The following is a 24,636-nucleotide window of genomic DNA, read 5'->3' on the forward strand; positions in this document are numbered from 1 at the left end:
TTCAAAAGCCCAGAAGATAGTTTACTCTCATCGACGGGTTGCTGTCAAGTAGATGAATACCAATTCGAGTTATTTCTCCTCGTCTTCGTCGTCCTCTAGCTCTTCCTCTATTAGCGTATCCAAATCAGTCTCCAGATCGCCTTCTTCATCGTCTAGATCCTCGTCATCACTATCATCATCTTCATCGATTTCTTCTTCGGCCAAGAACTCGCCTTCTTCTTCGATTTCTTCCTCAGCCTCAAAGTCTTCCTCAGCAGGCTTATCGAAAGAGTCGAAATCCTCTTCCTCAACGAATACATCTTCTTCTTCGGCAAACATGTCATCGTCGTCCATATCATCGTCTTCATCATTAATAATACGCGGACGTTTGCCGCTGCCCACTGTATCCTCGGATTTCTCGATCGGGTACCAGCGCTTCAAGCCCCACAGGTTCGAACCTACGCAAGCAAACCGGCCATCGATATTGATTTCCGTATATAATTGAGCGATTACTTGCATAACTGCCTCTTCAGACAGACCTTTAATTTTTGAAATTTCCGCCATCAGGTCACGATAATAAAAAGGTGTATTCGCTGCTCTTAATACTTCAAATGCAAGGTCGACCATTGGCATTTCTTTCGCCTTATCCATACCGACCTTTAGAGTGTACTGCGCACTCATTCAAGCACATCCCCTCGAACATTTTCACTGATCTCACTGCATGTTCCTCTTATACTCCTAATAGTAAACCTTATTTTATGTAAAAAAGCAACTGCTTCGAGGTTGTCCCTCACAAATTTTAAAAGCGAAGGGAAAACCCTTCGCCCTGACTGTATCCATGGGGACTTGAACAGCGTCCGCCCTACTGCCCTTATGAAGAAAGGGAAGAGAACTCTTGGATTCTCTCTATGTATCGTATGATGCCCGTTGCTTTCTGACACGGGTGAAGACCCATTTATTTCTACAAGGCTATACGCACATGCCATAGCGCATTTTTTTTCATAAGATTAGATAGGGCATTTACGATGTGCAGGAGGGCCGATGACTATTGAAATCATCCACTTTTATCAAATGGCTGGAAGCAGCAGCCGTGCAGGACACCGAAAATGTCGACTGTAAGCATATCATCCGATTCTCAAGCCGTCGTGACTACTATGCGTGTATCCGACAGCTGAACGAGGCCGTCAAAAATTCCGTTCCCTTACCTGGCATTCAACCGCTCGCTATCATTAATGCCATTTCCTGTACCTTGAACACAACAACCAAGCCGCCGTCCATTCCTTATATAAAATCCATTGAAACCGATAGAATCATGAGTGTTCATGCCATTAAAGTCGTCAACGCGGTGCAGCCATCAAACGGCACAGTGCTCAGCCATTCACCCAGTGTCCCTTGGGGGGTTAAACATATTCAAGCGCCTCAAACATGGAGCAAATCGAAAGGTGACCGCATTCGAGTGGGAGTTATTGATACAGGGGCCGATTATTCGCATCCTGATTTGCGCCATTGCCTATCGTATGGAGTCAATCTGGTCAACAGACATTTGCTGCCAAATGACGATAACGGACATGGTACCCATATTGCGGGTACGATAGCCGCCGCCTCAAGCCGCCAGCACGGTATTATCGGTGTAGCTCCGCAAGCTATCATACATCCAGTCAAAGCTTTTGATCATCAAGGAAGCGCGTTTGTGTCTGACATTATTGGAGGAATCGATTGGTGCGTGAGAAATCAAATTCATATTATCAATATGAGCTTTGGAATGAAAACCTACAGCAAGGCTTTGGAGCTCGCCGTTCTTCACGCTTTTCGATCCGGTGTTATCGTGGTTGCTTCCTCTGGCAATGAGGGCAAGCAAAAGATTATCGATTATCCAGCCCGCCTGCGGCAGGTCATTGCTGTCGGAGCCTCGACCCGCCGTGGCAAAATCGCACCCTTCAGCAATGTCAGCAAAACTATCGATATTTACGCTCCTGGCGAAAAAATAAACTCCACCTGGTTAAAGGGAAAATATCACGAGCTCAGCGGCACCTCAATGGCAACCTCCCATGTATCCGGCGTCGTTGCACTCATGCTTTCCCGAAAACCCGGATTGAATCCGACACAGATCAAAATGATTGTTAAAAGACATGCCCGCCTGCTTATGAAGCCCGGCATGGGAATCAGAGAAATTCACGCACTCCGAGCCGTTAACGCCGTAATCAAACCGAAAACGTCTTTAAAATAGCTCTAGCCCTTGGCGTTTATCATAAGCTGCAATCGATAGGTCCCGGCTCTATCTCCCATTACAAATAAATCATAGCACCATTCGACAGTACCCAGCCCTTGATCCAATTGTACGTTTAATTGTTGGGTATCTGCCTCCAACTCCAGCTTGCCGTGCGGCGCTTCGTAGTAGCCCTTAAGCCGTTGCCCGGCAACAAAGGTTTGCTCCGAGCGCACACTACCTTGCCGAATAATTCGGACAAGCCCCGCTTCCAGCTTAATTAAAGTCGACGTCCCCGCCATCTCCGGGTCCGTTTCCTTATACCGCAAATAGTAATGATTCCCCTTGGGGTACAGCTCACCTTCCACGTTTTGGCGGATGACTGGGTCCTTGTCTATCCGGCTTTCTATCTGTATGTTCACTTGTATGGATGTGCTCATCGTATCCTCCTAAATCGTAACTATAGCAGTTATTTTCTCATCCAAATTGCTCTAGGAGTCTGTTCGGGGAAACCAAACCGGTGAATATATATTCATTCGGGCGGTTATTCCGAGAAAGGGATGGTATTCCACCGCTCTTGAAATTCAAGTTGCCATGAATTGACCTGGCGGCCGTAAACTTTCCATACCATTCCCTTTCCCTACATACACCTATATGAATACATATTCACCCAAATCGATCCGCTGGACAGACTCCAAGTAGTCCGGTGAATAAGTCCCGCTGCGTTTTAAAAACAAAATCCCGCCAGACTGCACTTCCTAGTCTAGCTAATGAAACCAAATTATTCAAACCTAATTGAGCGTGACCAAAAAGGGATGCCGCCATAAAAGTCCGGTGAATAAGTCCCGCTGTGCGACCAAATATTCCTCCAATCGCTGTTCCGTAGGGTAGCCCTCTAAATCCTAGCGAGTCCCGCAGGGACGATGCGACTCCCTCCACCTTCACACCTCCGTTAAGCGTGTCCCGTAGGGACGTAAGCGAGCCTAAATCCACCATAGTCCCTCCTTCCTCCCCACACCTACCGTTAAGCGTGTCCCGTAGGGACGTAAGCGAGCCTAAATCCACCATAGTCCCTCCTTCCTCCCCACACCTCCGTTAAGCGTGTCCCGTCAGGGACGTAAGCGAGCTAAGCACCACTAAACCCAGCGTACGACCTTGGGAGTCCAGAGGGCAGCGCCCTTTGGGGCCCTCCCTGTAGGGAGGGTTTGGGAGGGTAGCCTTAGGGTAGCAAAAGCGTTATTTTATTGTTACCATAAGAATATGTATAGGGAATTGAGGAAATCGTCGATATGAATATGAATATATTTGGCGTTATGACGGAGATGGAGATGCGACTGCCTGTCTATGTTACAGGTGCAGGCGGCTGGCATAATCAGAACACGATGAAGCGCGAGCATGGTTTTCCGGACTATCAATGGATTCAAACCCTTAACGGAAGCGGTCATTTACAGGTTGGCGAAAAGAGCTATACGGTGCATAAGGGGCAAGGAATGCTTTTGTTTCCCGAAGTCAAGCATGCATATGAACCGATTACTTCTCCATGGACGGTACGCTGGGTGACCTTTAATGGCGCCTGTATGACCAGTCTGATGGACTCCATGCGTGTATCTGCCTCTACGGTGCTTTATTTGCCGAATCCGGATGTAACCCTCGCCGTGATGCATTCCATCCTAACTACCCTGCAATCTCAGAATCCACTGCGCAGCGCGGAATGCTCTGCCCTCGCCTATGAATTGCTGCTGGATTTGTTTCTGCACGCCTCCTCCTCGGAGGTACGCTCCAAACAGCAGCATATGGAGCAGCTTGCACCTGTATTTGCCCTGATTGAAGAAAGCTTTGCCCAACCCATCACCATGCAGCAAATCGCAGAAAAGCTTGGGGTTACCCCCCAGCATACCTGTTTGTTATTTCAACAAACGATGGGCATTCGTCCGATTGCTTACCTGACCCGTTATCGGCTGAGTAAAGCCAAAGAATTGCTGCTGCAGCCCCCAGAGCTGGAGGTTCGTGAAGTAGCCAGACAAGTCGGCTATGAGGATTGCAGTTATTTTATCAAGCTGTTCAAGCGTCAGGAAGGGATCACACCAAGTACTTTCCGCAGTATACATCGTCTGCTATAAGTATGAAATCATGAAATTAGCAGGGCAGTCCTGTGGGATCTAAACGCCACAGCGATAACCAAACGGCTCTAGCTAAACTGACAAAATTAGAACACCGCACTTCTAAAACGAACGGATGAAGCTCGATATGAACCGAAGAAACTTTTTGAAAAAAAGCTTGTTTTCGCTAGCAAGTCTGATCCTTACACCATTTGCAGGATATATTTACTCCCGTTATGCAGAGCCTGGCTGGCTTCATACTAAAGAAATATCTATACAGTTGAAAAGGCTGCCCGCAGCTTTTGATGGCATACGAGTGATTCAATTTAGCGACGTTCATCTCGGCTTTCATCACACGGTTGAGCAGTTGGATAAGCTGGTGGATCATATACAGTCACTTCAGCCTGATCTGATCTGCTTTACAGGGGACTTGTTCGATTATTCGGTCGGAAGTGATGCCACCTCTGCCGTGCAGGTGCTCTCACGTCTGAAGGCTCCTCTTGGTAAGGGAGCGGTACTGGGAAATCATGATTATTACGGCAAGGAGACTGACAAGATCAAGCGCATTCTGCTTGACAGCGGCTTTGCCCTGCTAGTGAATGAGGCTATTCCTCTAAAACGCGGCAGCTCGACGATTTGGTTAAGCGGTGTAGATGATATGTGGGACGGCAAGCCCGATCTCCAGAAAGCTCTTCAATCTGTACCGAAAAGTGCTTGTACGCTGCTGCTCTCACACTGTCCCGATTTTGCAGATATTGCGCTGCAGCATTCCGTAGACTTGCAGCTATCTGGCCACAGTCACGGCGGACAAGTGCGTTTGCCTTTTTATGGACACTTGTATACCCCAGCGTATGGCTCCAAATATGCAGATGGCTATTACTCGCTTGGAGAAGGCAAGCTGCAGGTGTATACGAACCGCGGTATAGGTGTGTCCGTGCTGCCAATCCGCTTCTTTTGCCGTCCTGAGCTAAGCGTGTTTACACTCCGAAGCAGGTAAATCATAAGATATCGCCTATTGCCAATAACACAAGTGTGCTCGTGTCTAATCCCTGACCTACACAGCAAACAGCCTGTTTCGCCATAGGCGAAGCAGGCTGTCAGATGAATACTTTTAATCAAACAGATTGGATTGCTCTAAACCGGAACCGGAAACATCTACTTCACAAGCCCAAGCAAAATTTCACGAATCAGCTTCGCAGCTACAATCTGTGTTTGCTCTGTTGGATCATAAGCTGGCGCTACCTCAACAACGTCAGCGCCAACCACATTCAGGTTAGCAGCAGCCATCGCATGGATCGCACCAAGCAGCTCCTTGGAGGTGATACCGCCAGCTTCGGCAGTACCTGTACCCGGCGCGCAGGAAGGATCCAGCACGTCAATATCGATAGTTAAATAAATCGGACGTCCTGCAAGCTCCGGGAGCACTTTTTTCAATGGCTCAAGCACTTCAAACGGATGAAAATTAATATGTTCACGCGCATATTGGAATTCTTCACGTGAGCCGGAACGGATACCGAACTGATAAATGTTGCGGCCGCCGATCAATCCTGCTGCTTTACGAAGCGGTGTGGAGTGGGATAACGGCTCTCCTTCATACTGCTCACGCAGGTCAGCATGCGCATCAAAGTGAACAATTGCCAGATCGGGATATTTGGCATACATCTCGCGGAACACCGGCCACGAAACCAAATGCTCACCGCCAAGGCCGAGTGGAAATTTGTTGTCCTTCAGCAAACCTCGTACGTAATCACCGATAATCTCCAAGCTCCGTGCTGCGTTACCGAAAGGAAGCAGCAAATCACCCGCATCGAAATACGTCATTTCATCAAGACTTTTGTCCAGATAAGGACTGTACTCTTCCAGCCCAATCGAAACTTCGCGAATCCGTGTCGGTCCAAAACGCGAACCCGGTCGAAAGCTGACTGTGTAATCCATCGGCATTCCGTAGATAACAGCACGGGAGGATTCATAATCATCAGAACTTAATATAAAAACATTGCCGGAATAGGCTTGATCCAAACGCATGCTTCACACTTCCTTAATTGAGATTCTGACAAATTCAAGATCTATCTTACAGTCCGAATGTCTTATTTACACAGATCTTCAACAAACTTAGGCAGCGCGAAAGCCGCTTTGTGAAGTCTTGGGCTATAATATTTGGTGTCTATTTCAGGAATCAGAGTTTCATCAACCTGCAGCGGATCATACTTTTTGCTGCCCATCGTGAAGGTCCACAAGCCGCTTGGATAAGTAGGAATGTTCGCACAGTAAACGCGGACAATCGGGAAGATCTCTTTGACATCGCGATTTACGCTTTGAATCAAATCCGCTTTAAACCAAGGATTATCCGTTTGTGCAACAAAGATACCGTCTTCCTTCAAGGACTCGTAAATTCCTTGGTAGAAGCCTTTGCTGAACAGCTCAACCGCAGGACCTACCGGTTCGGTCGAGTCGACCATGATCACGTCATACGTATTTTTGTGATCGTGGATATGCATGTAGCCATCGTTGACAATGACTTCAACGCGAGGGTTGTCCAGTTCACCGGCAATTTCCGGCAAGTATTTCTTGGAATATTCGATTACCTTGCCATCGATATCGACAAGAACCGCTCTTTCCACACCCGGGTGCTTCATTACCTCACGTACAACACCACCATCGCCGCCGCCTACAATCAGCACTTGCTTCGGGTTCGGATGTGTGTACAACGCAGGATGCGCCACCATTTCGTGATAAACAAATTCGTCTTTAACGGTCGTCATGACCATGCCGTCCAATACGAGCATACGACCAAATTCTACTGTATCAATGATAGCAAGATCTTGAAAATCGGTTTTCTCCGTTACAAGTGTCTCGCGAATTTTCGCGGTAATGCCGTACTGCTCCGTTTGTTTCTCCGTGTACCATAATTCCATGTCCATCTCACCTTTCATGTTTACGAATCTCATGCCGATACAGCCCCAAAATCCGGGTCGATTGGCTTCATCAGCCAATAGCTATGCGTCAAATTGTATTATAGTGTATCTACTCGAAAATGCAACCTCAAACAGGTCAAAGGGGGCCTGTTCAAAATAAATTAACATTAATGCGGTTTGCGATGATTAGCGGTTTGCGATTTTTTCCATACTGGTGCTATAGCGTATTTTAGAATCGCAAGTAGCCGAAAGGATGGATGTCCGTGTCTCAAGAGCCCAGTAAACGACTCTCCCGCCCCGAGCAGCAAAGCTCAGACAGCAAGACGGCCCTCCAAGGCTTTCGACGCTTTAAAATGATCTGCTCGTTGACATTTTCATCTATTATGATTTGTGCAGCTATACTCTTTGTCGCACTCTTGTACATGCGGTCTCAGGCGCTTCCTGTATCGAAAATGGCACCTGCGACTGAAATTTATGATATTCACGGGCAAGTCTTGGATACCTTAAACGGTGGAAAAAACAGCCAAAGCGTAAGCTTGCAGGAAATATCCCCCTATCTCATTCAGGCGACCTTAGCTATTGAAGACCGGAACTTTTACCATCATGTAGGCTTTGATTTGAAAGGGATCGCACGTGCTGCGGTCGTTAATATACAGCACATGTCCAAGGTGCAGGGCGCCGGAACGATTACACAGCAGCTGGCACGCAATCTGTATTTATCGCACGAGCGCACATGGACGCGGAAGCTGAAGGAAACGTATTATGCTGTGCAGATGGAGCTGCAGATGAGCAAAGATGAAATTTTGGATGAATATTTGAATCAAATTTATTATGGGCATTCCACCTATGGCATTCAGGCAGCGGCCAAGCTGTTTTTTGGCAAAGATGCAGCCAACTTGACATTGGCGGAAAGCGCCATGCTGGCAGGCATCCCCAAAGGCCCGCGTTATTTCTCTCCTTATTATGATATGAAAAGCGCCAAAGAGCGGCAGCAAACGGTACTTCAGACGATGGCGACAGGAGGAATGATTTCGCAGCAGGAAGCCGATGATGCTGGCAAGGTCACGCTGAATATTCTAACGCTTGAGCCGCGTAAACCGGCGATTGGCGGTTATTTCCGTGATTATGTGCGAAATCTGGCTACCGAGCAGTTCGGCATTACCGAGGAGCAATTTGATGAAGGTGGACTTCGGGTATATACCACGCTCGATACCTCTGCGCAGCAGATCGCCGAGGAGGTCGTGACCGCACAAATGGAACCGTATGGGGACATGCAGGCAGCGCTGATTGCTATCGATCCACGTAATGGTTACGTGCGCGCGATGGTCGGAGGACGCAGCTATGCTGAAAATCAGTTTAACCGCGTGTTCGCCACTACCCGTCAGCCTGGATCGGCATTCAAGCCGATCGTTTATGTGACCGCTATGCAGCAAAAACAATTCACACCGCTAACCCGCTTCAAAAGCGAGCCGACCACCTTCACCTACGATAATGGCCGGCAGAGCTATACACCGAATAATTTCGGCAGCGTCTACTACAACTGGATTGATCTGCGGCAGGCGATTGCCAAGTCGGATAATATTTTTGCCGTCCATTCGATTATCGAAACAGGTGCGGAGAACGTGATCGCGACGGCGCGTAAAATGGGCATCAGCAGTCCGATGAAGCCATTGCCTTCATTAGCGCTTGGAACGTTCCCTGTCAGCCCGTTCGAGATGGCCTCAGCTTTTGCCATCTTCGCTAATGGCGGTGTGCGGGTTGAGCCTACAGCGGTCCTGCGGATCGAGAACCGCAGCGGGCGTGTGCTCTATGAAGCCCAGCCTAAACGGGAGCAGGTTATTGAGCCCCCTTATACCTATGTGATGACCCAATTGATGGAGAGCGTGTTCGAGCAAGGCGGCACTGGCAACCGGGTATCGACTGTAATCAAACGTCCCGTAGCCGGCAAAACCGGTACAACCAATACGGATGCCTGGCTGGTCGGGTATACACCTGAGCTCTCGACAGCCGTATGGGTGGGTTATGACAAGGATCGTAATATCAGTACGCTTGAGTCTCATGTAGCGGCGCCGATTTTCGCCGAATTCACCGAGCGGGCTCTAGAATCGGTTCCACCCAAGCTATTTCCGGTTCCCGATGGCGTTGTTAGTGTGAATATTGATCCCGTTAGCGGTAAGCTCGCCAACGAGGACTGCCCCAAGTCGCGACTTGAGGCTTTTGTACAAGGCACTGAGCCGACTACCTACTGCACAGAGCAGCCTGCCAAAAAGGATGGTGGCGCTCCTGCTAAACCGAAGGGAAGGTCGTGGTGGGAAGATCTGAAGCGCTGGTGGAACGACTAGCCGGGCTTGCTGCCAAAAATCCGGTCAGCTCCTCACTGAATTTGTCCGGTTCATCGAACAGCATGGCATGTCCGCTCTCTTCGAAAACGACCAGCCTGGAGTTGGCAATGCCGCGATTCATCAGCTTGGCCAGCTCGAAGGAGCAGATCTGATCTCGCTCTCCGTGAAAGATAGCGGTAGGCACCTGGATGTTTGCCAGATCGCCGCGCAAGTCCTCGTCCCGCAGCGATTCCAGCGCCCGGAGGGTTCCTTGTGCTGACGCATTGACGCCATGCATTTGGAGCCACTCCTCAAAGCTTTCGCTGCCGCCTTTATCTGTAAATGTTTTGCTGAAATCAGCTACCATCTGCGGACGATCTGCAAGTGTAGCGATCATCAGCTTTTCAATTTGCTCTTCAGGAGCTCCAAACGGGAAATGATCTCGCTGGATAAAGGAGGGTGCTGCCGCACCCATCAGGAGGAGCTTGGCTATACCGTGGCCCGCATGACGGGACATATAGCGAATGGCTACTGCACCACCTAATGAAAATCCGGCCAGAATCGCATGATCGAGCTTAAGCTCATCTATAACAGCGCGGATATCGTCAGCCAGCCGGTTATAGGAATAGCCTTCCCACGGGCTGTCGGATCGGCCGAAGCCGCGCAAATCGATCCCAATACAACGATAGCCCTGACGAGGAAGCTGCATAAATTGATATTCAAACATGGTATAGTCGAGCGGCCAGCCGTGAATAAACACGACGGGAGTCCCTTCGCCAATGTCCTCTACATATACTTTCACTTTGTCTTCAACCTGAATATATTGTCCCATTCTCTGTACCTCCGGTCATTAGGATTGGCACGATATGCGGGCATGCTGCATATATGCTTATATTTCTTACCCTAGCGACTTCCCTTTTCAAACGATATTTCAAAATTCTTTTACCCGGCGATGGCTTGTATTCCCAGCCCTACTCGCTTATTCTGTAGGTAAAGGCGGCCGTCACGCCGTCAAATACCAGCTCATTAGAGGAGTGTGTATACGCATGGGTCTGCAGGGTGAATGGGTACAGTATGGTGATCATCAGCAATATTCGGGTTATCTGGTACTTCCCGAAGGTCCGGCACCGCTTGCGAAGCCTGCGGTCCTGGTTATTCAGGAAATATGGGGTGTCGACCCCCATATTCAGGATTTAACGCGCCGGTTCGCTCAGGCCGGCTTTATCGCATTTGCGCCGGACCTGTTCTACCAGGCCGGCGGCAAAGCGCCCCAGCTGCAGGAGCAGCGTGTCGAGGACGCGAAGCGGTTCCTCGATACGCTGCCCCCGGCAGCCTGGCGTGACACCCAAGCGCGAGAAGCAGCGCTTGGCGCTCTGCCCGAGGCGCAGGGTCGAGCTATCGGCGAAACGCTGGAGCTGATCTTGGCGGCCGGCGCGAATGCGGCCGCGTATGTGTCTGTGCTCGAGGCTAGCGCAGGCTTTCTGCGCGAGTACGAGAGCGGGTCGCGGCGGCGTCCGGTCGCCGCGGTGGGCTTTTGCCTGGGCGGGATGTTATCCGCCCAGTTGGCAACACGCGACGCCGAGCTGCGAGGCGCAGTCGTGTTCTACGGCAACCTGCCGCAGGCGGAGCAGGTTGCGCAGTTGAACTGCCCTGTGCTTGGTTTCTTCGGCGAATTGGATACCCGCATCACCGATCAGGTTCCAGCTTTTGCTGAAGCGATGAAACAAGGGGGCAAGGCATTCGACTATCGGATCTATGAGGGCGCTCCCCATGCTTTTGCCAACGACACCCGCGCTTCTTACCGAGCCGAGCCCGCGCAGGATGCTTTTGCCAGAACGTTGACCTTCATGCGTGAACATCTCACCACTCTTGAATAAAAAACAACAGCCAAGCACCTCAATGCCACCAAAGTGGTTTTGAAGATGCTTGGCTGTTGTAATCATGGTTGTTATACAAGATGAAGAATAAATAAGATCCAAATTATACGTGTACGTAACTGAGATAGGAGTGAGTTGTAATGAATCTGGAATCTGTTCAAACAATCACACAACGGCTGGATGCTGCTGGAATTGCCTACGCTTCCGGCGGAAGCGGTATGTTATACGCTCTTGGTCTAACTGAACGTGTTAGAGACTGGGACTTAACTACGGATACATCATATGAAACTGTCGCACAAGCCTTACAAGACATAGATTGCATCAGCTTGCCAAGCGGTGACTATCCTTTTGCCAGCAGCTATCGCCTATCTGTAGAGGATACCGGATTGCCTGTTGATATCATTGGCCAGTTTGCCATTCACAGTGAATTTGGGATATGTCAGCTGCCCACTTGGATTACGCACACTTGGAAGGGTCTTCAAATGGGAAGTCCGGAGATCTGGGCGGCCGCCTATTCCTTGATGAAACGGGATTCCAAAGCCGAACTGCTGTTCAGCCACATAACCGAACATGGCGCAAATCACGAAATCGTGCATAGACTGCTGGACGAGCCGCTTCCGACCAACCTCCGCAGCCGCCTGCAATCGCTTCTTTAGCTGCTCCAGCTCCTTACGCTTCCTGTGAATGCGGGGAAGCCGATTTACTTTGGGACCATACCGCAGCGCCTGCCGAACAAAGCAGCAGCAGTCCGGTCACCCAAAATACACTGTGTATTGAGAAAATACCGCTGATATATCCCCCTACGAGAGGCCCCAGCATGCCTCCCAGCATACTCGCCGTCTGATTAAGCCCAAATGCCCTTCCACGAAAATCTACCGGTGTTGTTCGTATTACAAGGCCGTTCAACGCCGGGAACACCGCACAGAAAAAGGCTCCATATACAAAACGGATAACAGAAAAACCCCAAATCCCATGGAACAGCACCTGCGCCAGATTCCCAAGTCCTCCAGCGATCAGACCAATGATCAAAACTTTATGAAAGCCCACTTTGTCGGCCAGCTTGCCCCACCGCGAAGCAAACAGAATACCGGCAATACCAACGAGCGAGAACACAATGCCTGCCATCAATGATGCATTTTTCACCGAGCCCCCGATTTGTACAATGTACAGAGGCAGCACGGGTTCAATAGTCATGATCGAGAACTGTGTAATCAGCGTAATGCCCAGCAGAGTTAAAAAGGGCCGGTTCTGTATAGCCATACGCATGGACCCTGCAATCGAGCTGCGCTCCTTGCTCCGAACCACCTTCTCTTCCTTTACCCATATCAATACCAGCAAAGCACTCATCAGCACCAGTACCCCAGCACTTGCAAAAGCTACCCGGCTATCGAATAAATTGGCAATAACGCCCCCGAGCAGCGGCCCTATAATGCCTCCTGTTGCCGTTGAAGTGGATATCGTGGCCATTGCATAGCCAACCTTGTCTTCGGGTGTATTCGTCCCAATCAAGGCGATTGAACCCGGAATAAACCCACTGAGCAGCCCCTGTAAAATACGAAGCCCCAGCAGCTCGTATGGATTCGTCACCAACGAGGTCAATAAATAAATCACACAGAGCACAAAACCGGCACGTACGATCATCGGTTTTCGTCCGTACTTGTCACCCATTGCCCCCCAAAAAGGTGAAGCAATAGCACCTGCCAAAAAAGCGGAACTGAATATGAGCCCTGACCACATTTCAATATGATCATGAACACCAATATGTAGCAGGAACAGCGGTAAGAAAGGAATTACCATCGAAAAACTGGCCGATGTAATAAAACACCCAACCCATAGAAGCCATAAATTCCGTTTCCACATTTCCACTTGCATTCACTCCTTAATGCCCAATCGTGTTAGATAGCTCCCATCGCATTGTACAGACCCATCTTCATAAATATTTAATAAAGCAATGGTAGCACTCCAATACGGGTGTGTAAACCTTTGTTCATCGAGATCTCAAGAATGAGAAGCTCAATATACCGCAGCTCTATAAAGCAAACAAGCTCTCCTGCTGCCAAGGCCCAGGAAAGCTTGTAATCCATATCTATGCCTGTCAATAATCAATTCTATGGGAAAAGGGCGATTCCGCCAAAACTAAGAAACAGACAAAATACAAAGACGAACGCCTTCTTCTCTGTTAGCTTAACCGGGTAACCATGGGTGCGCGGCCTCTTCTTTGCTGGTTCTCTGCAGCTAAATCATATGGATAGCTGACAGGCAATTCACTGACATCGTCCAAACGAGTGATCTGCTCTTCCGTTAAGTACCAGCCGCTGCCGCCCAGATTATCTTCCAACTGCTCCACATTGCGTGCGCCAATAATCGGAGCTGTAATGACATTGCGGCTCAACATCCAGTTCAGCGCAACCTGAGCCGGAGACTTATCGGCTTCTTCTGCAATGGCATGCAAAGTATCGATAATATCCCAAGTAAATTCATTGTTATAACGATCCCATACTTCCTTATTGGTTCCTACCCGAGTATTCTCCTGAGGCTGCTGTCCCCGTCGAAACTTGCCACTCAACCATCCGCCACGCAGCGGACTCCAAGGGATTACGCCAATACCTTCATGCGCACAAAGCGGCAGCAGCTCGTACTCTGTTGCACGGCAAAGCAGATTATATTGCGGCTGAAGACTGACAAAAGTTTCCCAACCATTTTGGCGGCTCGTATAAATCGCCTTTTGCAGCTGCCACGCCCGTAAATTACTGGCCCCAATATAGCGAACCACACCTTTGCGAACCAAATCGTTCAGCGTGCTCAACGTTTCCTCCAGCGGTGTTAACAAATCCCAGGCATGAATCTGATATAAGTCAATGTAGTCTGTACCCAGACGCTTCAAGCTATCCTCCACAGAGGCTAAAATATGCTTGCGGCTCAATCCGTTGTCGTTATGTCCCTCTCCCATCGGAAAACGGACCTTGGTGGCAATCACATAGTCGTCCCGTTTATGACCACGCAGCCAATTCCCAACGATCTCCTCCGATGCACCCTGCGAGTATACATTAGCTGTGTCTATAAAATTCCCGCCTACCTCAGCAAAACGATCCATCATCCGAAAACTTTCTTCCTGATTCGCAGTTGCTCCAAAGGTCATAGAGCCCAAGCATAATTCACTAACCCGTAAACCGGTTTTACCCAAAGAACGCACATTCATCGATAATTCCTCCTTAGAGTTTTGCTTTAGCAAACTGGCTGCGAAAACGATACTGTGTTTCCTTGGCAACCCTTATATGCAAGACATTTTTCGATTATGCAGACCATTTTCATAAGTGACACTATGTCCATTATAGAAATGTTTTGTATTTTCCGAAAGGGCTTACAATAGATTAACCTAGTAGTCTTGGGGTAAGTATGCTCCCTGTATAGGTTACAGGTACGGCTCTACGATGCGTTGAATTCGCCCCAGCCCTTCCCACATATCACCGGGTCCATCATAAATCAGCACGATCGCACAGTTGCTGCCTGCAGCACGTACCGTTTCCAGGCAGCTGCGAAATTCCGCCTCATCCGGCATGCCCTGCTCATCATATTGGGCTTTGGCATGGACAGAAACGCTGTAAGGCAGGATCATGCTAAACTCCTCGTACTTGGTAGGCAGCTTGAAATTACCAAAATCCGTAATCATGCCGACTCGATCACCGAGATGCTCAAGAAGCTGGATACAGCTGGCTCCGGTTGAGGTGAGTAAACGGAAATTTTCAGTAACCACACGGACACCTTTACCTGATGCATACTCCGCCAGCTCCAACAACGAAGCTGCGGACTGCCCAATCGCTTGTTCGTCTGTAGGCATAGCATCGCCAGCAATTACACGTATTTGCTTCGCTCCGGCACCCGCTGCGATATCGATCCAATTGCGTATTAAATTAAAATCAGCTTCCCGCCGTGTTACATCCTGTGCAGTTAAATCTCCGTAATCCAACAACAAGGTATCAAACGAGATTCCAGCCGTAATAAACGCCTGACGTAATCTTTCTAAATATTCAGGCTCCGTCGAAGGAAAATGAAAATGACATACTTCCAAGGCTTGGTATCCCCGTTGTGCGGCTTCTGCAGGTAATTCAAGCAAACTCAAAACTTGCGGTTGCTCCTGTTCCTTCACCTGATGTGTACCTTTTTCATCATCCCAAACAGTCCAACGAAGCGGTCCCAGCAGACGGTGCAAACTCCATGTACTTACGGATAAGTATGACATTCAACCATTTCCTCCCTCAAGTCATTCAAACGCTTTCATCATAACATAACCGTGGAAGGGGCGCGACACCTGCAACCATTCTCTGTCAGCAGCTTCGGTTCATTCCACTTAACAAAGGGTATGTATACCATGCAAGGTAAAATGATTTGGACAGCCTGATAAGGATCGTTCAAATCTACGAAAGGAGAGATCATGATGGGATCACCGTATACGGCTCATGTCACATCACATGGCGGAAGAAACGGCTTTGTTCGTACGTCAGACGGTCAATTCGATCTAAAATTGGGTACACCTAACGAGGGCGAAGCCGCAGGCACGAACCCAGAGCAGCTATTTGGGGCGGCTTATGCCGCATGTTTTCACAGTGCTCTTAAGAGCATAGCTAAAAGCAAAAACATCGATGCATCCAACTCCCAGGTTACCGCACATGTAACACTTCACAGCGAAGGTACTCATTACCATTTATCTGTTGAAATGGAGGTAACCGTCCCAAGTCTTGAAGAAGCCCAGGTCATGGAGCTTGCGGAGGCCGCCCACAAGGTTTGCCCTTATTCCAAGGCGACCCGCGGCAATATAGAAGTAACCTTAAAAGCCCGGACTCCCGCACAAAAATAAACCCAAATATTCCCATTAGTAACAGGTAACCTATACCCGAAGATACCCTGAAAATCACAAAAACCGTTCAGAGCACTGCTGCTCTAAACGGTTTTTGCTTGTTGTGAAATTGTTGTGGACAGAGCTTGCCCCTCAAGACTGCAGGATTAGCCCTCCAGCAGCAATGCTTCTGGATCTTCAAGCAGCTGCTTGATCGTCACTAGAAAACGTACCGCTTCACTGCCGTCAACGATCCGATGATCGTAAGAAAGCGCCAAATACATCATTGGACGGTTCTCGATTCCATCCACGCCAACTGCTACCGGACGTCTTTGGATCGTATGCATCCCCAGAATACCAACCTGTGGTGTATTCAAAATCGGTGTCGACAAAAGCGAGCCGAATACGCCTCCGTTCGTAATTGTGAACGTACCGCCCTGCAAATCAGCAAGTGATAGTTTGTTGTCGCGTGCTTTTACAGCCAGTTCACCGATATTCCGTTCAATCTCAGCGAAGCTCAACCGATCGGCGTCACGTACTACCGGAACGACCAGACCTTCCTTCGCTCCTACGGCGATACCGATATCATAATATTTTTTAACGAGAATATCTTCCCCTTCGATCTCTGCATTCAGCAGAGGGAAAGATTTCAACGCTCCAACGACCGCTTTGGTGAAGAATGACATAAAGCCGAGGCCTACATCATGCTTCTCCTGAAACGATTGTTTGCGACGTTTGCGGACATCCATAATCGCCGTCATATCAACTTCGTTAAACGTAGTCAGCATGGCAGCCGTACGCTGTGCTTCCACCAGTCGGTTGGCGATTGTAACCCGGCGTCTGGACATTTTCTTCCGTTCGGTCGGTTTCGAGGCATCTACAGCTGCGCTCTCAACAACAGCACGCTTCTCAGCCTGCACCTGTGGACGCTGTGAGGCCTGCGGCGCACTGCTTGATGACGCTGCAGATGAGTAAGCTTCTACTTCACTGCGTGAAACTCGATTAGCATCTATTCCACTTGTGGAGCGCACTTGATTGAGGTCGATTCCGCGTTCTCTGGCCAGTTTGCGCACAGATGGTGAAGCTGTAAATGGACCTTCCTCATTTTCTTCGGAGGAAGCGCCGTTATTGGCTGCACTTGCGGAGGCTTGAGCAGCTTGGTTTGGAGCTGAGTTGGTTTGCTGACCCGAATCGGAAGCCGCGGCGGCTGGCTGTTGTGCAGAAGGCGACTGCACTTCTGCTGCTTGAGCACTGCCTTGGCCTGCGCTGATCACCCCAACGCTCTCGCCTACCTGTACAGTCTCACCGGCTTGTCTGTTAATTTTTTGCAGAATGCCATCAGCCTCTGCATTGATTTCCAAATTCACTTTATCGGTTTCCAATTCAAGCAGCAGATCGCCGAATTTAACGGAATCCCCTTCTTTTTTCATCCAAGAAGAAATCGTACCTTCCGTGATGGATTCTCCCAATGCTGGTATTTTAATATCCATTGCAGCTAGCGCCTCCCGTATTTGTTGTACCTTTTTCTATATAAAATGCTGAGCCGCGACCACTCCGCTTGTTATTTGCTTAAAGCCGCCTGCATCTCTTTATTAATCTCATTTGGCTTCAACGCTTCTGCAATGATGCGCTGCTGCTCGAAGCTGTGAACGTTCTGATAACCGCTGGCTGTACTTGCTCGATCCGGCCTGCCTACATGGCGTAATCTTGTTCCTTCTGGCAGCAACTCACGAACGCGCGGCTCCATATAGGTCCATGCGCCCATGTTTTTGTTCTCTTCCTGAAGCCAAATGATTTCTTCCAGGTTGGAAAAGCGTTCAATAATCGCGGACAGCTCAGCTTTTGGAAATGGATAGAGCTGCTCGACACGTGCTACATGCAGCCATTCCAGATCTTTCTGATCAGCAATCGCATCCTCCAGATCAATCGCCACTTTCCCGCTGCATAGAATCAGACGTTTCACCTGATCCGGCTTTTTGCCGAGTCCGGTTTGCTCCAATACGCTTTGGAACGAGCCTTCACTGAAAGCAACTCCCGGTGAGGCCACCCGTTGATTACGAATCAGGCTTTTCGGAGCCATCAATATCAAAGGACGTGCATATTCGCTTTCGGTAATCGCAGCTTGACGTCTGAGCAGGTGGAAATATTGCGCCGCACTGGTCAAATTGGCTACAGTCCAGTTATCTTCTGCAGCATTCTGTAAAAACCGCTCCAGACGCGCGCTGGAATGTTCAGGTCCTTGTCCTTCGGAGCCATGTGGCAGCATCACAATCAAGCTCGATTTTTGTGCCCATTTCATCCGTCCGGCTGAGATGAACTGATCGAATATAACTTGACCCGCGTTGGCAAAATCACCATATTGAGCTTCCCAGATCACGAGAGTTTCCGGTGAAAATACATTGTATCCGTATTCGAACCCAAGCACCGATGCTTCGGATAACGGACTGTTATGAACCGCAAATGAAGCCTTCGATTGCGGAATCTGATGCAAAGGAGAGTAGGTACTCCCTGTGACAGGATTATGCAGCACCAAATGTCGATGGGCAAATGTTCCACGTTGGGAATCTTGGCCGCTTAGACGAATCGGCTTACCTTCAGCAAGAATAGTGGCAAAAGCCAATGTCTCAGCCAACGCCCAATCTACTTTTCCATCAGCATCCAACGCATTGGCACGGCGTTCCAAAATCCGCTGCAGCTTTGGATATACCTGAAAATCTGCTGGAAAATTCAATAATTCCTTATTGATAGCCTGCAGCTGTTCAAGCGGAACAGCGGTCGGAAGTGTTAGTGGGTTGACCACATCTCCAAGATGCTCGCTAAATTGGTTTTCTTTCCCATTGCCTTCATTGCTCTTAACCTGATCATAAGCATCCTGCATAACCTTCAGAGCATCCTGTTTCATCTTCGCCGCTTGTTCTTGTTCGACAACACCTTCGTTGTTGAGCTTACTCGCATAAATTTCACTTACGGTCGGATGTTTATGCACTTTATTGTACATAATGGGCTGTGTCGCTTCCGGATCATCGGTTTCGTTATGTCCATAACGGCGATATCCGACGAGGTCGATCAGAAAATCTTTTTTGAAGCGAATACGGTATTCGCTAGCTAATCGAATAGCCGCCACGCATGCCTCTGGATCATCAGCATTCACGTGAACGATTGGCATTTCAAAGCCTTTAGCCAAGTCGCTGGCATAATGAGTCGAGCGGGAATCTGAGCTCTCGGTCGTAAAGCCCAACCGATTGTTCGCAATAATATGGATCGTGCCCCCATTGCTGTAACCCGACAAATTATTGAAATTCAAGGTTTCAGCAACGACACCCTCACCTGGAAAAGCTGCATCGCCATGGATTAACACGGTTACGGCCTTGCTAACATCCTGCTTAGGAAATCCCGAATGGGTCCGATCATCCTGAGCAGCGCGCGTAAAGCCCTCTACAACCGGATTGACATATTCCAAATGGCTTGGATTGTTTGCCAGCATCAAACGTGTCTCGCCTTTCTCACCGTCCGTAACGGAACGATAAGCACCCAAATGATATTTAACATCGCCTGTCCAGCCATAATTGATACCCACCGAACCCTCGGAAGGTATCAAATCCTTATTTGGTGAATGATGAAACTCGGAAAAAATCTTGCTATAGGGCTTGCCGAGTACGTGGGTAAGTACATTCAACCTGCCGCGGTGTGCCATTCCCATCAGAATATGGCTGGCTCCATCCTTTGTAAAACGGTTCACAATCTCATCAACAACAGGAACAAGAACATCCAGACCTTCAATGGAAAAGCGTTTTTGTCCCACAAAGGTTCTTTGCAGGAAATGCTCAAACTGCTCCACTTGAATCAATCTCTTCAGTAGTGACTTACGCTCTTCTGGAGCAAGTGGAGAAGGCCATGTATTGGACTCTACTTGCTTGTTCAACCATTCGCGCTCCTCTTGCTCGTGGACGTGGCTGAATTCATAAGCAATCGTTTTCGTATAAATTTCACGTAGACGCTGAATCGCATCCCAGCCGCTTACGACCGCACCCTGCGCATTTTCCCAAATCAGGGAAGCCGAAATTTCTTTTAAATCCGCTTCGGTCAGATCATAGGTAGCTGATTCCAAAATTCGCGTATCAGACGGTGCGCGTAAGCCCAAAGGATCGGTATCAGCAGCAAGATGACCATAAGTACGGATATTCCAAACCAGTCTGTCAGCAGCAACTACTTTTTTCATTAGTGTCAGCTGATCTTCCTGAGAGGCGCGTGATTGCGTTGGTGCTCCTGCCGAAACGTCTGCTGACTCTTGTCCAGCATGAAATACGGGCTCCGCTGGCGGCGCTCCAAAAAGATCGAACAGCTCCCGGAAAGTTGGCTCCACGGAATCAGGATCGATCACGTATTGATCGTATTGTTCGTACAGGTAACCCAGGTTGGGACCAAAGTAGGCCTCCCACGGCCCGCGCTTAGTTTCGCCAGGTGTCATTGACATATCTCTCCACTCTAATGTTTATTTGAAACAAACAGAAGCTTACTAAAAAAGACTCAATACCCTATATTAACCCCATATGAGGGAAGTTAATAACTCGGAACGCAGCAAAGCTTACTTATATTAAATTATAAGGATTATTTCCATATCGTAAATTGCTTAATTTATATTACACCAATCTAATACTGATATCAATTAGTACTGGATTTAGTTTCCATTTATTAACAAACATTCTGTTCAAGCAACTTCTTAAATTTTTACGCGTCTAATCTGTAAAGCAATATAGAAGCCGATGCGTCTTACTTATTAAGGTAGAGGGGCTGTCCCATGAAACGATTATTTAAAATCAGGCTGGTACCGATGCTCTTGGTTATTCTAGCCCCAATCAGTTGGATTGTTGGCGTGGATGCTTACGTAAAAACCACAGCCTCGCGCTATATCTATCAAGTTCAGGATGCTCCGAAAACAGATGTGATACTCGTGCTGGGTGCAAGAGTGTACCCTAACGGGTCGGTTTCAGCCATTCTGGGTGACCGTCTGCAAGCTGCCTTAGAGCTGAAAGCTGCCGGTAAAGCGGATCGATTCCTGGTTAGCGGCGACCATGGAAAGGTCGATTATGACGAGGTGAATGCGATGCGCGTATTTTTGGAGGAACGGGATGTGCAGCCTCAGGATATTTTTATGGACCATGCCGGTTTCAGCACTTATGAAAGCATGTATCGTGCGCGGGATATTTTCCAAGCCCAAAAGGTGCTGATTGTTACCCAGCAGTATCATCTGATGCGCGCTGTTTATACAGCTCGCCAAATGGGATTGGACGCGTACGGAGTTGCATCGGACAAACAGGAATACCCAAATATGACTCGTAATCGGCTGCGCGAGGTGCTGGCCAGAAACAAGGATTTTGCCTATGTCAATCTGCTTAACCCCAAACCTACTCATCTCGGTAATCCGATTCCCATTACAACCGATGGACGATTGACCGCAAATGGACTGTAACGTATTCCAATAAATGATGCTATGCATCCACTAAAATATGGTAAGAAAATTCACAACACAAAAAGGCAGACCCAAGGGGCCTGCCTTCTTGCTGTCCTAGTATATGTTATATACTAGCGTTCAGTATACAACCAACCCGCCTGCTTGCACAATGCGCTTCACATAATCGCCATAAATGAGCCGTAATCTTGCAGGGTTATCGTTCAACAAGCCCCATCCTATACAATCAAGCATGCTCTCAACCCAAAGCGGACTTCAGATCTTCGTTCGAATTGGCCCACATTTCAGGATTATATTCCATAAGCAGCTTCTTCAAAGCAGCTTTTTCCTGATCACCCAGATTATCCAGCATGATGCGACGTTTCAGTGCATAATCCATCCGGTTCACGTGATCGGCAAGAATTTTCCAGCCGCGCCGCGCTTCCCTGTCGACCAGCATTTCACATGAAGTGACACCGGCGTAGTACATGCCCTCTTCCTTACGGTCAGCGGCCACCCACACAATCCAACTGGAGATACCGTTAGGTACATCCTCTTTGTTAACGGAGAATTTGATGCCCTTCTCCACCTTGCTTTTGGCATGCAGCGCTCCCATATCGAGATACGCTTCGCCTTCTTCAATAATAACACTAGACATCTGGCTTAAATTAATCGCTCCAGCACCAAAGCCGCGATGTTCTACCTTGCCGCTGACGATATTTAGCGCCAGCTTCTTCGGCTTATCCGCAGGCTGTGCTGCAGCTTGATCCTGAGGCTGATCTTTATTTATATCCATGAATGGCACCATCCTATTACAAATAAAGTTTGTCTTACTTGTTTATTTTAGCTAATAATCCTCGTTTTGCAAACATATACATGCTGTAGATGCTTGTCAACGGGGTGAAAATGAGATGAAGAAACGATTTGGCAGCCCAGCTGCGCAATGGTGCTTACTTGTTGTACTAGCTTGTGGACTTACATGGGGCAGTTATGCTATGCAAAATGACAGCTCCTCTTTACAAATTCAGCCGCAGGCCAAGTTTGCCTCGGCCCTACTCGCAGCAATGGTCGAAGAACCTACCGCACCACCCCAGTCACCCCCTGCGCCGCCAAGCCTGCCGGCCAAGCCGATGGAGACACCAGCCCCAAGTCCACTTAGCAATCGCATCGTGGAATATCACATGAATGTGCAGCTTAACGCCCAAAGTAAGGTGCTATCAGGAACACAATCGTTAACGTGGAAAAACCCCGGCTCGCAGCCGGTGCAGGAGCTGTATTTCCATATGTATCCCAACGCATTCAGCTCCAAAAAAACGACCTTTATGAAAGAATCGGGAGGCAAGCTGCGTGATGATGCAAGCAAGGAAGGCAGCTATGGCAGCATGGAGATCAGTTCCATCAAGACACTTGACGGCGATGAGCTCATAGGGAGTCTTCAGTACGTCCAGCCCGACGATGGCAACAAAGATGACCACACACTCATGAAGATTACACTGCCCAAAGCAATCAAACCGGGACAAAAGGTGACGCTTGAAGGCGTATTTTCCGTTAAGCTGCCGGCCGTGTTTGCACGTATGGGTTACGCCGATGACTTCGTCATGGCAGGTCAATGGTTTCCCAAATTAGCGGTGTATGAGCCAGCAGGACGGCGAGGGCGCACGACAGAAGGCTGGAATCTGCACCAATACCACGGCAATTCTGAATTTTACGCTGATTTCGGCATTTACGACGTGCGCATCCAGGTACCGTCCAGTTATACGGTAGCTGCTACCGGCTTTCCGCTCAAATCGCCCTCCGATGATGGCAAAACCAAGACGTATGCGTTCTACGCCGATGATGTGCACGATTTTGCCTGGGCGGCTTCACCACGTTTTATTTACTACGAGGAGCCTTACGCTACCCCTCAGATACCAGGCGTTCGCATCAAGCTGTATCTGGATCCCAAGCATGAGGATTTAAAGGGCCGATATATGACCGCAGCCAAAAAAGCGCTGGCCCGCTATTCACAGTGGTATGGCAGCTATCCGTATTCGACGCTGTCGATCGTTGTGCCCCCAGAGAACGCCAATGGTGCAGGCGGCATGGAATATCCGACACTGGTTACAGGCTGGGGGGCATCTGAGGATCAGCCCGACCTTGATCTGGAGCGAGTTATCGTGCATGAGATCGGTCATCAATTCTGGTATGGAATGGTAGCCAGCAACGAGTTCGAGGAAGCCTGGCTCGATGAAGGCTTTACCTCCTATGTCGAGGATAAGCTCATGGAACAGGAGTATGGAGTTAAGCCCAATCTGACTTTGGAAGCCAGCTACATCACCAACCCCAAGTCGCTGAAGCTTGACTCCTGGAGCTACGGGAAGCATGAGGCCTATGCAGAAAATGTGTATACGCGCGCTAAGCTCGTGTTACGGGCTATCGAAGCGCAGATCGGTAGCGAGATGATGCAGCGGACGTTAAAATCGTATTTTCAGAGGTGGAAGTTCAAGCATCCGACCACATCTGATTTTCAAAAGACGCTAGAGGACACGACTAAAAAGAACTGGGCAGAATTCTTTGACGAATATATTTATGGCGGACAAATGGTGGATTACGCCATAACAGGGATCCATACGAAAAAAATTAATACGGACGGTCAAACAATGTATGAGAATTCGGTACGGATTCAAAAGCTTGGAGGCACTTATCATCAGGTACCGATCCGGTTCCATTTTGCAGACGGCTCACAGATCGATCGGCTATGGGACGGCATTGATAGGGACGTTACATTCAAACTGCAGCATCCGACGCCGTTGCAGTGGGCAGTTATTGACCCGCAGCATACCATTGTATTGGAAAACAAACGTATGAACAGCTTTATGAAAACCAACGTGGACTCAAAGCTTGTGATGCGTTGGCAGACAGGTATCGTCAAATTAATCGAGACCTTGCTGGACGGGGTCGCTTGGTGAGGAGGCAC

The 24,636-nt window shown here is 48.8% G+C and carries 21 protein-coding genes; 9 read left to right on the top strand and 12 right to left on the bottom strand.

Going from position 1 to position 24,636, the window contains the following annotated elements; translation table 11 throughout:
• Window positions 1–69: 69 nt before the first annotated feature.
• The gene (gene rpoE / locus BM210_RS23155) at window positions 70–660 is read right to left on the bottom strand and encodes a DNA-directed RNA polymerase subunit delta (protein WP_091174029.1); all 591 of its coding nucleotides are present in this window, start codon (window positions 658–660) and stop codon (window positions 70–72) included.
• 367 nt (window positions 661–1,027) lie between these two features.
• Between rpoE and BM210_RS23160 the strand changes: the two genes are divergently transcribed.
• Window positions 1,028–2,206, top strand: coding sequence for a S8 family peptidase (locus BM210_RS23160; RefSeq protein ID WP_091174030.1), 1,179 nt, complete (start codon window positions 1,028–1,030; stop codon window positions 2,204–2,206).
• Window positions 2,207–2,208: 2 nt separating this feature from the next.
• Here the strand turns inward: BM210_RS23160 and BM210_RS23165 are convergent, their stop codons facing one another.
• A complete protein-coding gene (locus tag BM210_RS23165; RefSeq protein ID WP_091174033.1) occupies window positions 2,209–2,625 on the bottom strand; it encodes a YwiB family protein in 417 nt (138 codons plus the stop codon).
• A 226-nt stretch (window positions 2,626–2,851) separates the two neighbouring features.
• Window positions 2,852–3,181, bottom strand: a complete 330-nt coding sequence (locus tag BM210_RS23170; protein WP_143101083.1) for a hypothetical protein — start codon at window positions 3,179–3,181, stop codon at window positions 2,852–2,854.
• Between the two features lie 293 nt (window positions 3,182–3,474).
• Here BM210_RS23170 and BM210_RS23175 point away from each other — a divergent pair, with 293 nt between their 5' ends.
• Window positions 3,475–4,305, top strand: coding sequence for an AraC family transcriptional regulator (locus BM210_RS23175; protein ID WP_091174037.1), 831 nt, complete (start codon window positions 3,475–3,477; stop codon window positions 4,303–4,305).
• Window positions 4,306–4,432: 127 nt separating this feature from the next.
• Entirely contained in the window at window positions 4,433–5,281 is an 849-nt protein-coding gene (locus BM210_RS23180; protein ID WP_256223945.1) for a metallophosphoesterase, read from the top strand.
• A 158-nt stretch (window positions 5,282–5,439) separates the two neighbouring features.
• On the opposite strand, the gene speB is transcribed toward BM210_RS23180, so the two are convergent.
• Window positions 5,440–6,309: an agmatinase gene (speB, locus tag BM210_RS23185; protein WP_091174041.1), complete on the bottom strand. Its 870-nt coding sequence runs from the start codon at window positions 6,307–6,309 to the stop codon at window positions 5,440–5,442.
• A gap of 62 nt (window positions 6,310–6,371) precedes the next feature.
• Window positions 6,372–7,199 carry a polyamine aminopropyltransferase gene (speE, locus tag BM210_RS23190; RefSeq protein ID WP_091174305.1) on the bottom strand — a complete coding sequence of 276 codons (828 nt, stop codon included), beginning with the start codon at window positions 7,197–7,199 and terminating at the stop codon, window positions 6,372–6,374.
• Window positions 7,200–7,456: 257 nt separating this feature from the next.
• Between speE and BM210_RS23195 the strand changes: the two genes are divergently transcribed.
• Window positions 7,457–9,541 (top strand): transglycosylase domain-containing protein, encoded by a 2,085-nt coding sequence (locus tag BM210_RS23195; protein ID WP_091174042.1) that lies wholly within the window; start codon window positions 7,457–7,459, stop codon window positions 9,539–9,541.
• Here BM210_RS23195 and BM210_RS23200 read toward each other — a convergent pair.
• Window positions 9,486–10,352, bottom strand: coding sequence for an alpha/beta fold hydrolase (locus tag BM210_RS23200; RefSeq protein WP_091174045.1), 867 nt, complete (start codon window positions 10,350–10,352; stop codon window positions 9,486–9,488). The genes BM210_RS23195 and BM210_RS23200 overlap by 56 nt on opposite strands.
• Window positions 10,353–10,566: 214 nt before the next feature.
• Here BM210_RS23200 and BM210_RS23205 point away from each other — a divergent pair, with 214 nt between their 5' ends.
• Together BM210_RS23205 and BM210_RS23210 are read left to right on the top strand one after the other, a co-directional pair.
• Complete coding sequence (locus BM210_RS23205; RefSeq protein WP_091174047.1) at window positions 10,567–11,397, top strand: dienelactone hydrolase family protein; 831 nt, start codon at window positions 10,567–10,569, stop codon at window positions 11,395–11,397.
• A gap of 140 nt (window positions 11,398–11,537) precedes the next feature.
• Window positions 11,538–12,053 (top strand): hypothetical protein, encoded by a 516-nt coding sequence (locus BM210_RS23210; RefSeq protein ID WP_091174049.1) that lies wholly within the window; start codon window positions 11,538–11,540, stop codon window positions 12,051–12,053.
• Window positions 12,054–12,066: 13 nt separating this feature from the next.
• Here the strand turns inward: BM210_RS23210 and BM210_RS23215 are convergent, their stop codons facing one another.
• From BM210_RS23215 to BM210_RS23225, 3 genes are all read right to left on the bottom strand, one after another.
• Window positions 12,067–13,263 carry an MFS transporter gene (locus tag BM210_RS23215; RefSeq protein ID WP_091174052.1) on the bottom strand — a complete coding sequence of 399 codons (1,197 nt, stop codon included), beginning with the start codon at window positions 13,261–13,263 and terminating at the stop codon, window positions 12,067–12,069.
• Window positions 13,264–13,576: 313 nt separating this feature from the next.
• Window positions 13,577–14,596 (bottom strand): aldo/keto reductase, encoded by a 1,020-nt coding sequence (locus BM210_RS23220; protein WP_091174055.1) that lies wholly within the window; start codon window positions 14,594–14,596, stop codon window positions 13,577–13,579.
• A 213-nt stretch (window positions 14,597–14,809) separates the two neighbouring features.
• Entirely contained in the window at window positions 14,810–15,637 is an 828-nt protein-coding gene (locus tag BM210_RS23225; RefSeq protein ID WP_091174057.1) for a sugar phosphate isomerase/epimerase family protein, read from the bottom strand.
• 192 nt (window positions 15,638–15,829) lie between these two features.
• Between BM210_RS23225 and BM210_RS23230 the strand changes: the two genes are divergently transcribed.
• The gene (locus BM210_RS23230; protein ID WP_256223950.1) at window positions 15,830–16,252 is read left to right on the top strand and encodes an organic hydroperoxide resistance protein; all 423 of its coding nucleotides are present in this window, start codon (window positions 15,830–15,832) and stop codon (window positions 16,250–16,252) included.
• 146 nt (window positions 16,253–16,398) lie between these two features.
• On the opposite strand, the gene odhB is transcribed toward BM210_RS23230, so the two are convergent.
• Entirely contained in the window at window positions 16,399–17,721 is a 1,323-nt protein-coding gene (gene odhB / locus BM210_RS23235; RefSeq protein ID WP_091174062.1) for a 2-oxoglutarate dehydrogenase complex dihydrolipoyllysine-residue succinyltransferase, read from the bottom strand.
• Between the two features lie 71 nt (window positions 17,722–17,792).
• The gene (locus tag BM210_RS23240; protein ID WP_091174064.1) at window positions 17,793–20,699 is read right to left on the bottom strand and encodes a 2-oxoglutarate dehydrogenase E1 component; all 2,907 of its coding nucleotides are present in this window, start codon (window positions 20,697–20,699) and stop codon (window positions 17,793–17,795) included.
• Window positions 20,700–21,029: 330 nt separating this feature from the next.
• On the opposite strand from BM210_RS23240, the gene BM210_RS23245 reads away from it, so the two are divergent.
• Window positions 21,030–21,701 carry a SanA/YdcF family protein gene (locus BM210_RS23245; RefSeq protein ID WP_091174067.1) on the top strand — a complete coding sequence of 224 codons (672 nt, stop codon included), beginning with the start codon at window positions 21,030–21,032 and terminating at the stop codon, window positions 21,699–21,701.
• Window positions 21,702–21,939: 238 nt separating this feature from the next.
• On the opposite strand, the gene BM210_RS23250 is transcribed toward BM210_RS23245, so the two are convergent.
• Complete coding sequence (locus BM210_RS23250) at window positions 21,940–22,476, bottom strand: YwhD family protein (RefSeq protein WP_091174068.1); 537 nt, start codon at window positions 22,474–22,476, stop codon at window positions 21,940–21,942.
• A 115-nt stretch (window positions 22,477–22,591) separates the two neighbouring features.
• On the opposite strand from BM210_RS23250, the gene BM210_RS23255 reads away from it, so the two are divergent.
• Window positions 22,592–24,628 carry a M1 family metallopeptidase gene (locus tag BM210_RS23255; protein WP_091174071.1) on the top strand — a complete coding sequence of 679 codons (2,037 nt, stop codon included), beginning with the start codon at window positions 22,592–22,594 and terminating at the stop codon, window positions 24,626–24,628.
• The last annotated feature ends 8 nt before the right edge of the window (window positions 24,629–24,636 follow it).

The organism is Paenibacillus sp. 1_12, assembly GCF_900114475.1.
GTDB lineage: Bacteria > Bacillota > Bacilli > Paenibacillales > NBRC-103111 > Paenibacillus_S.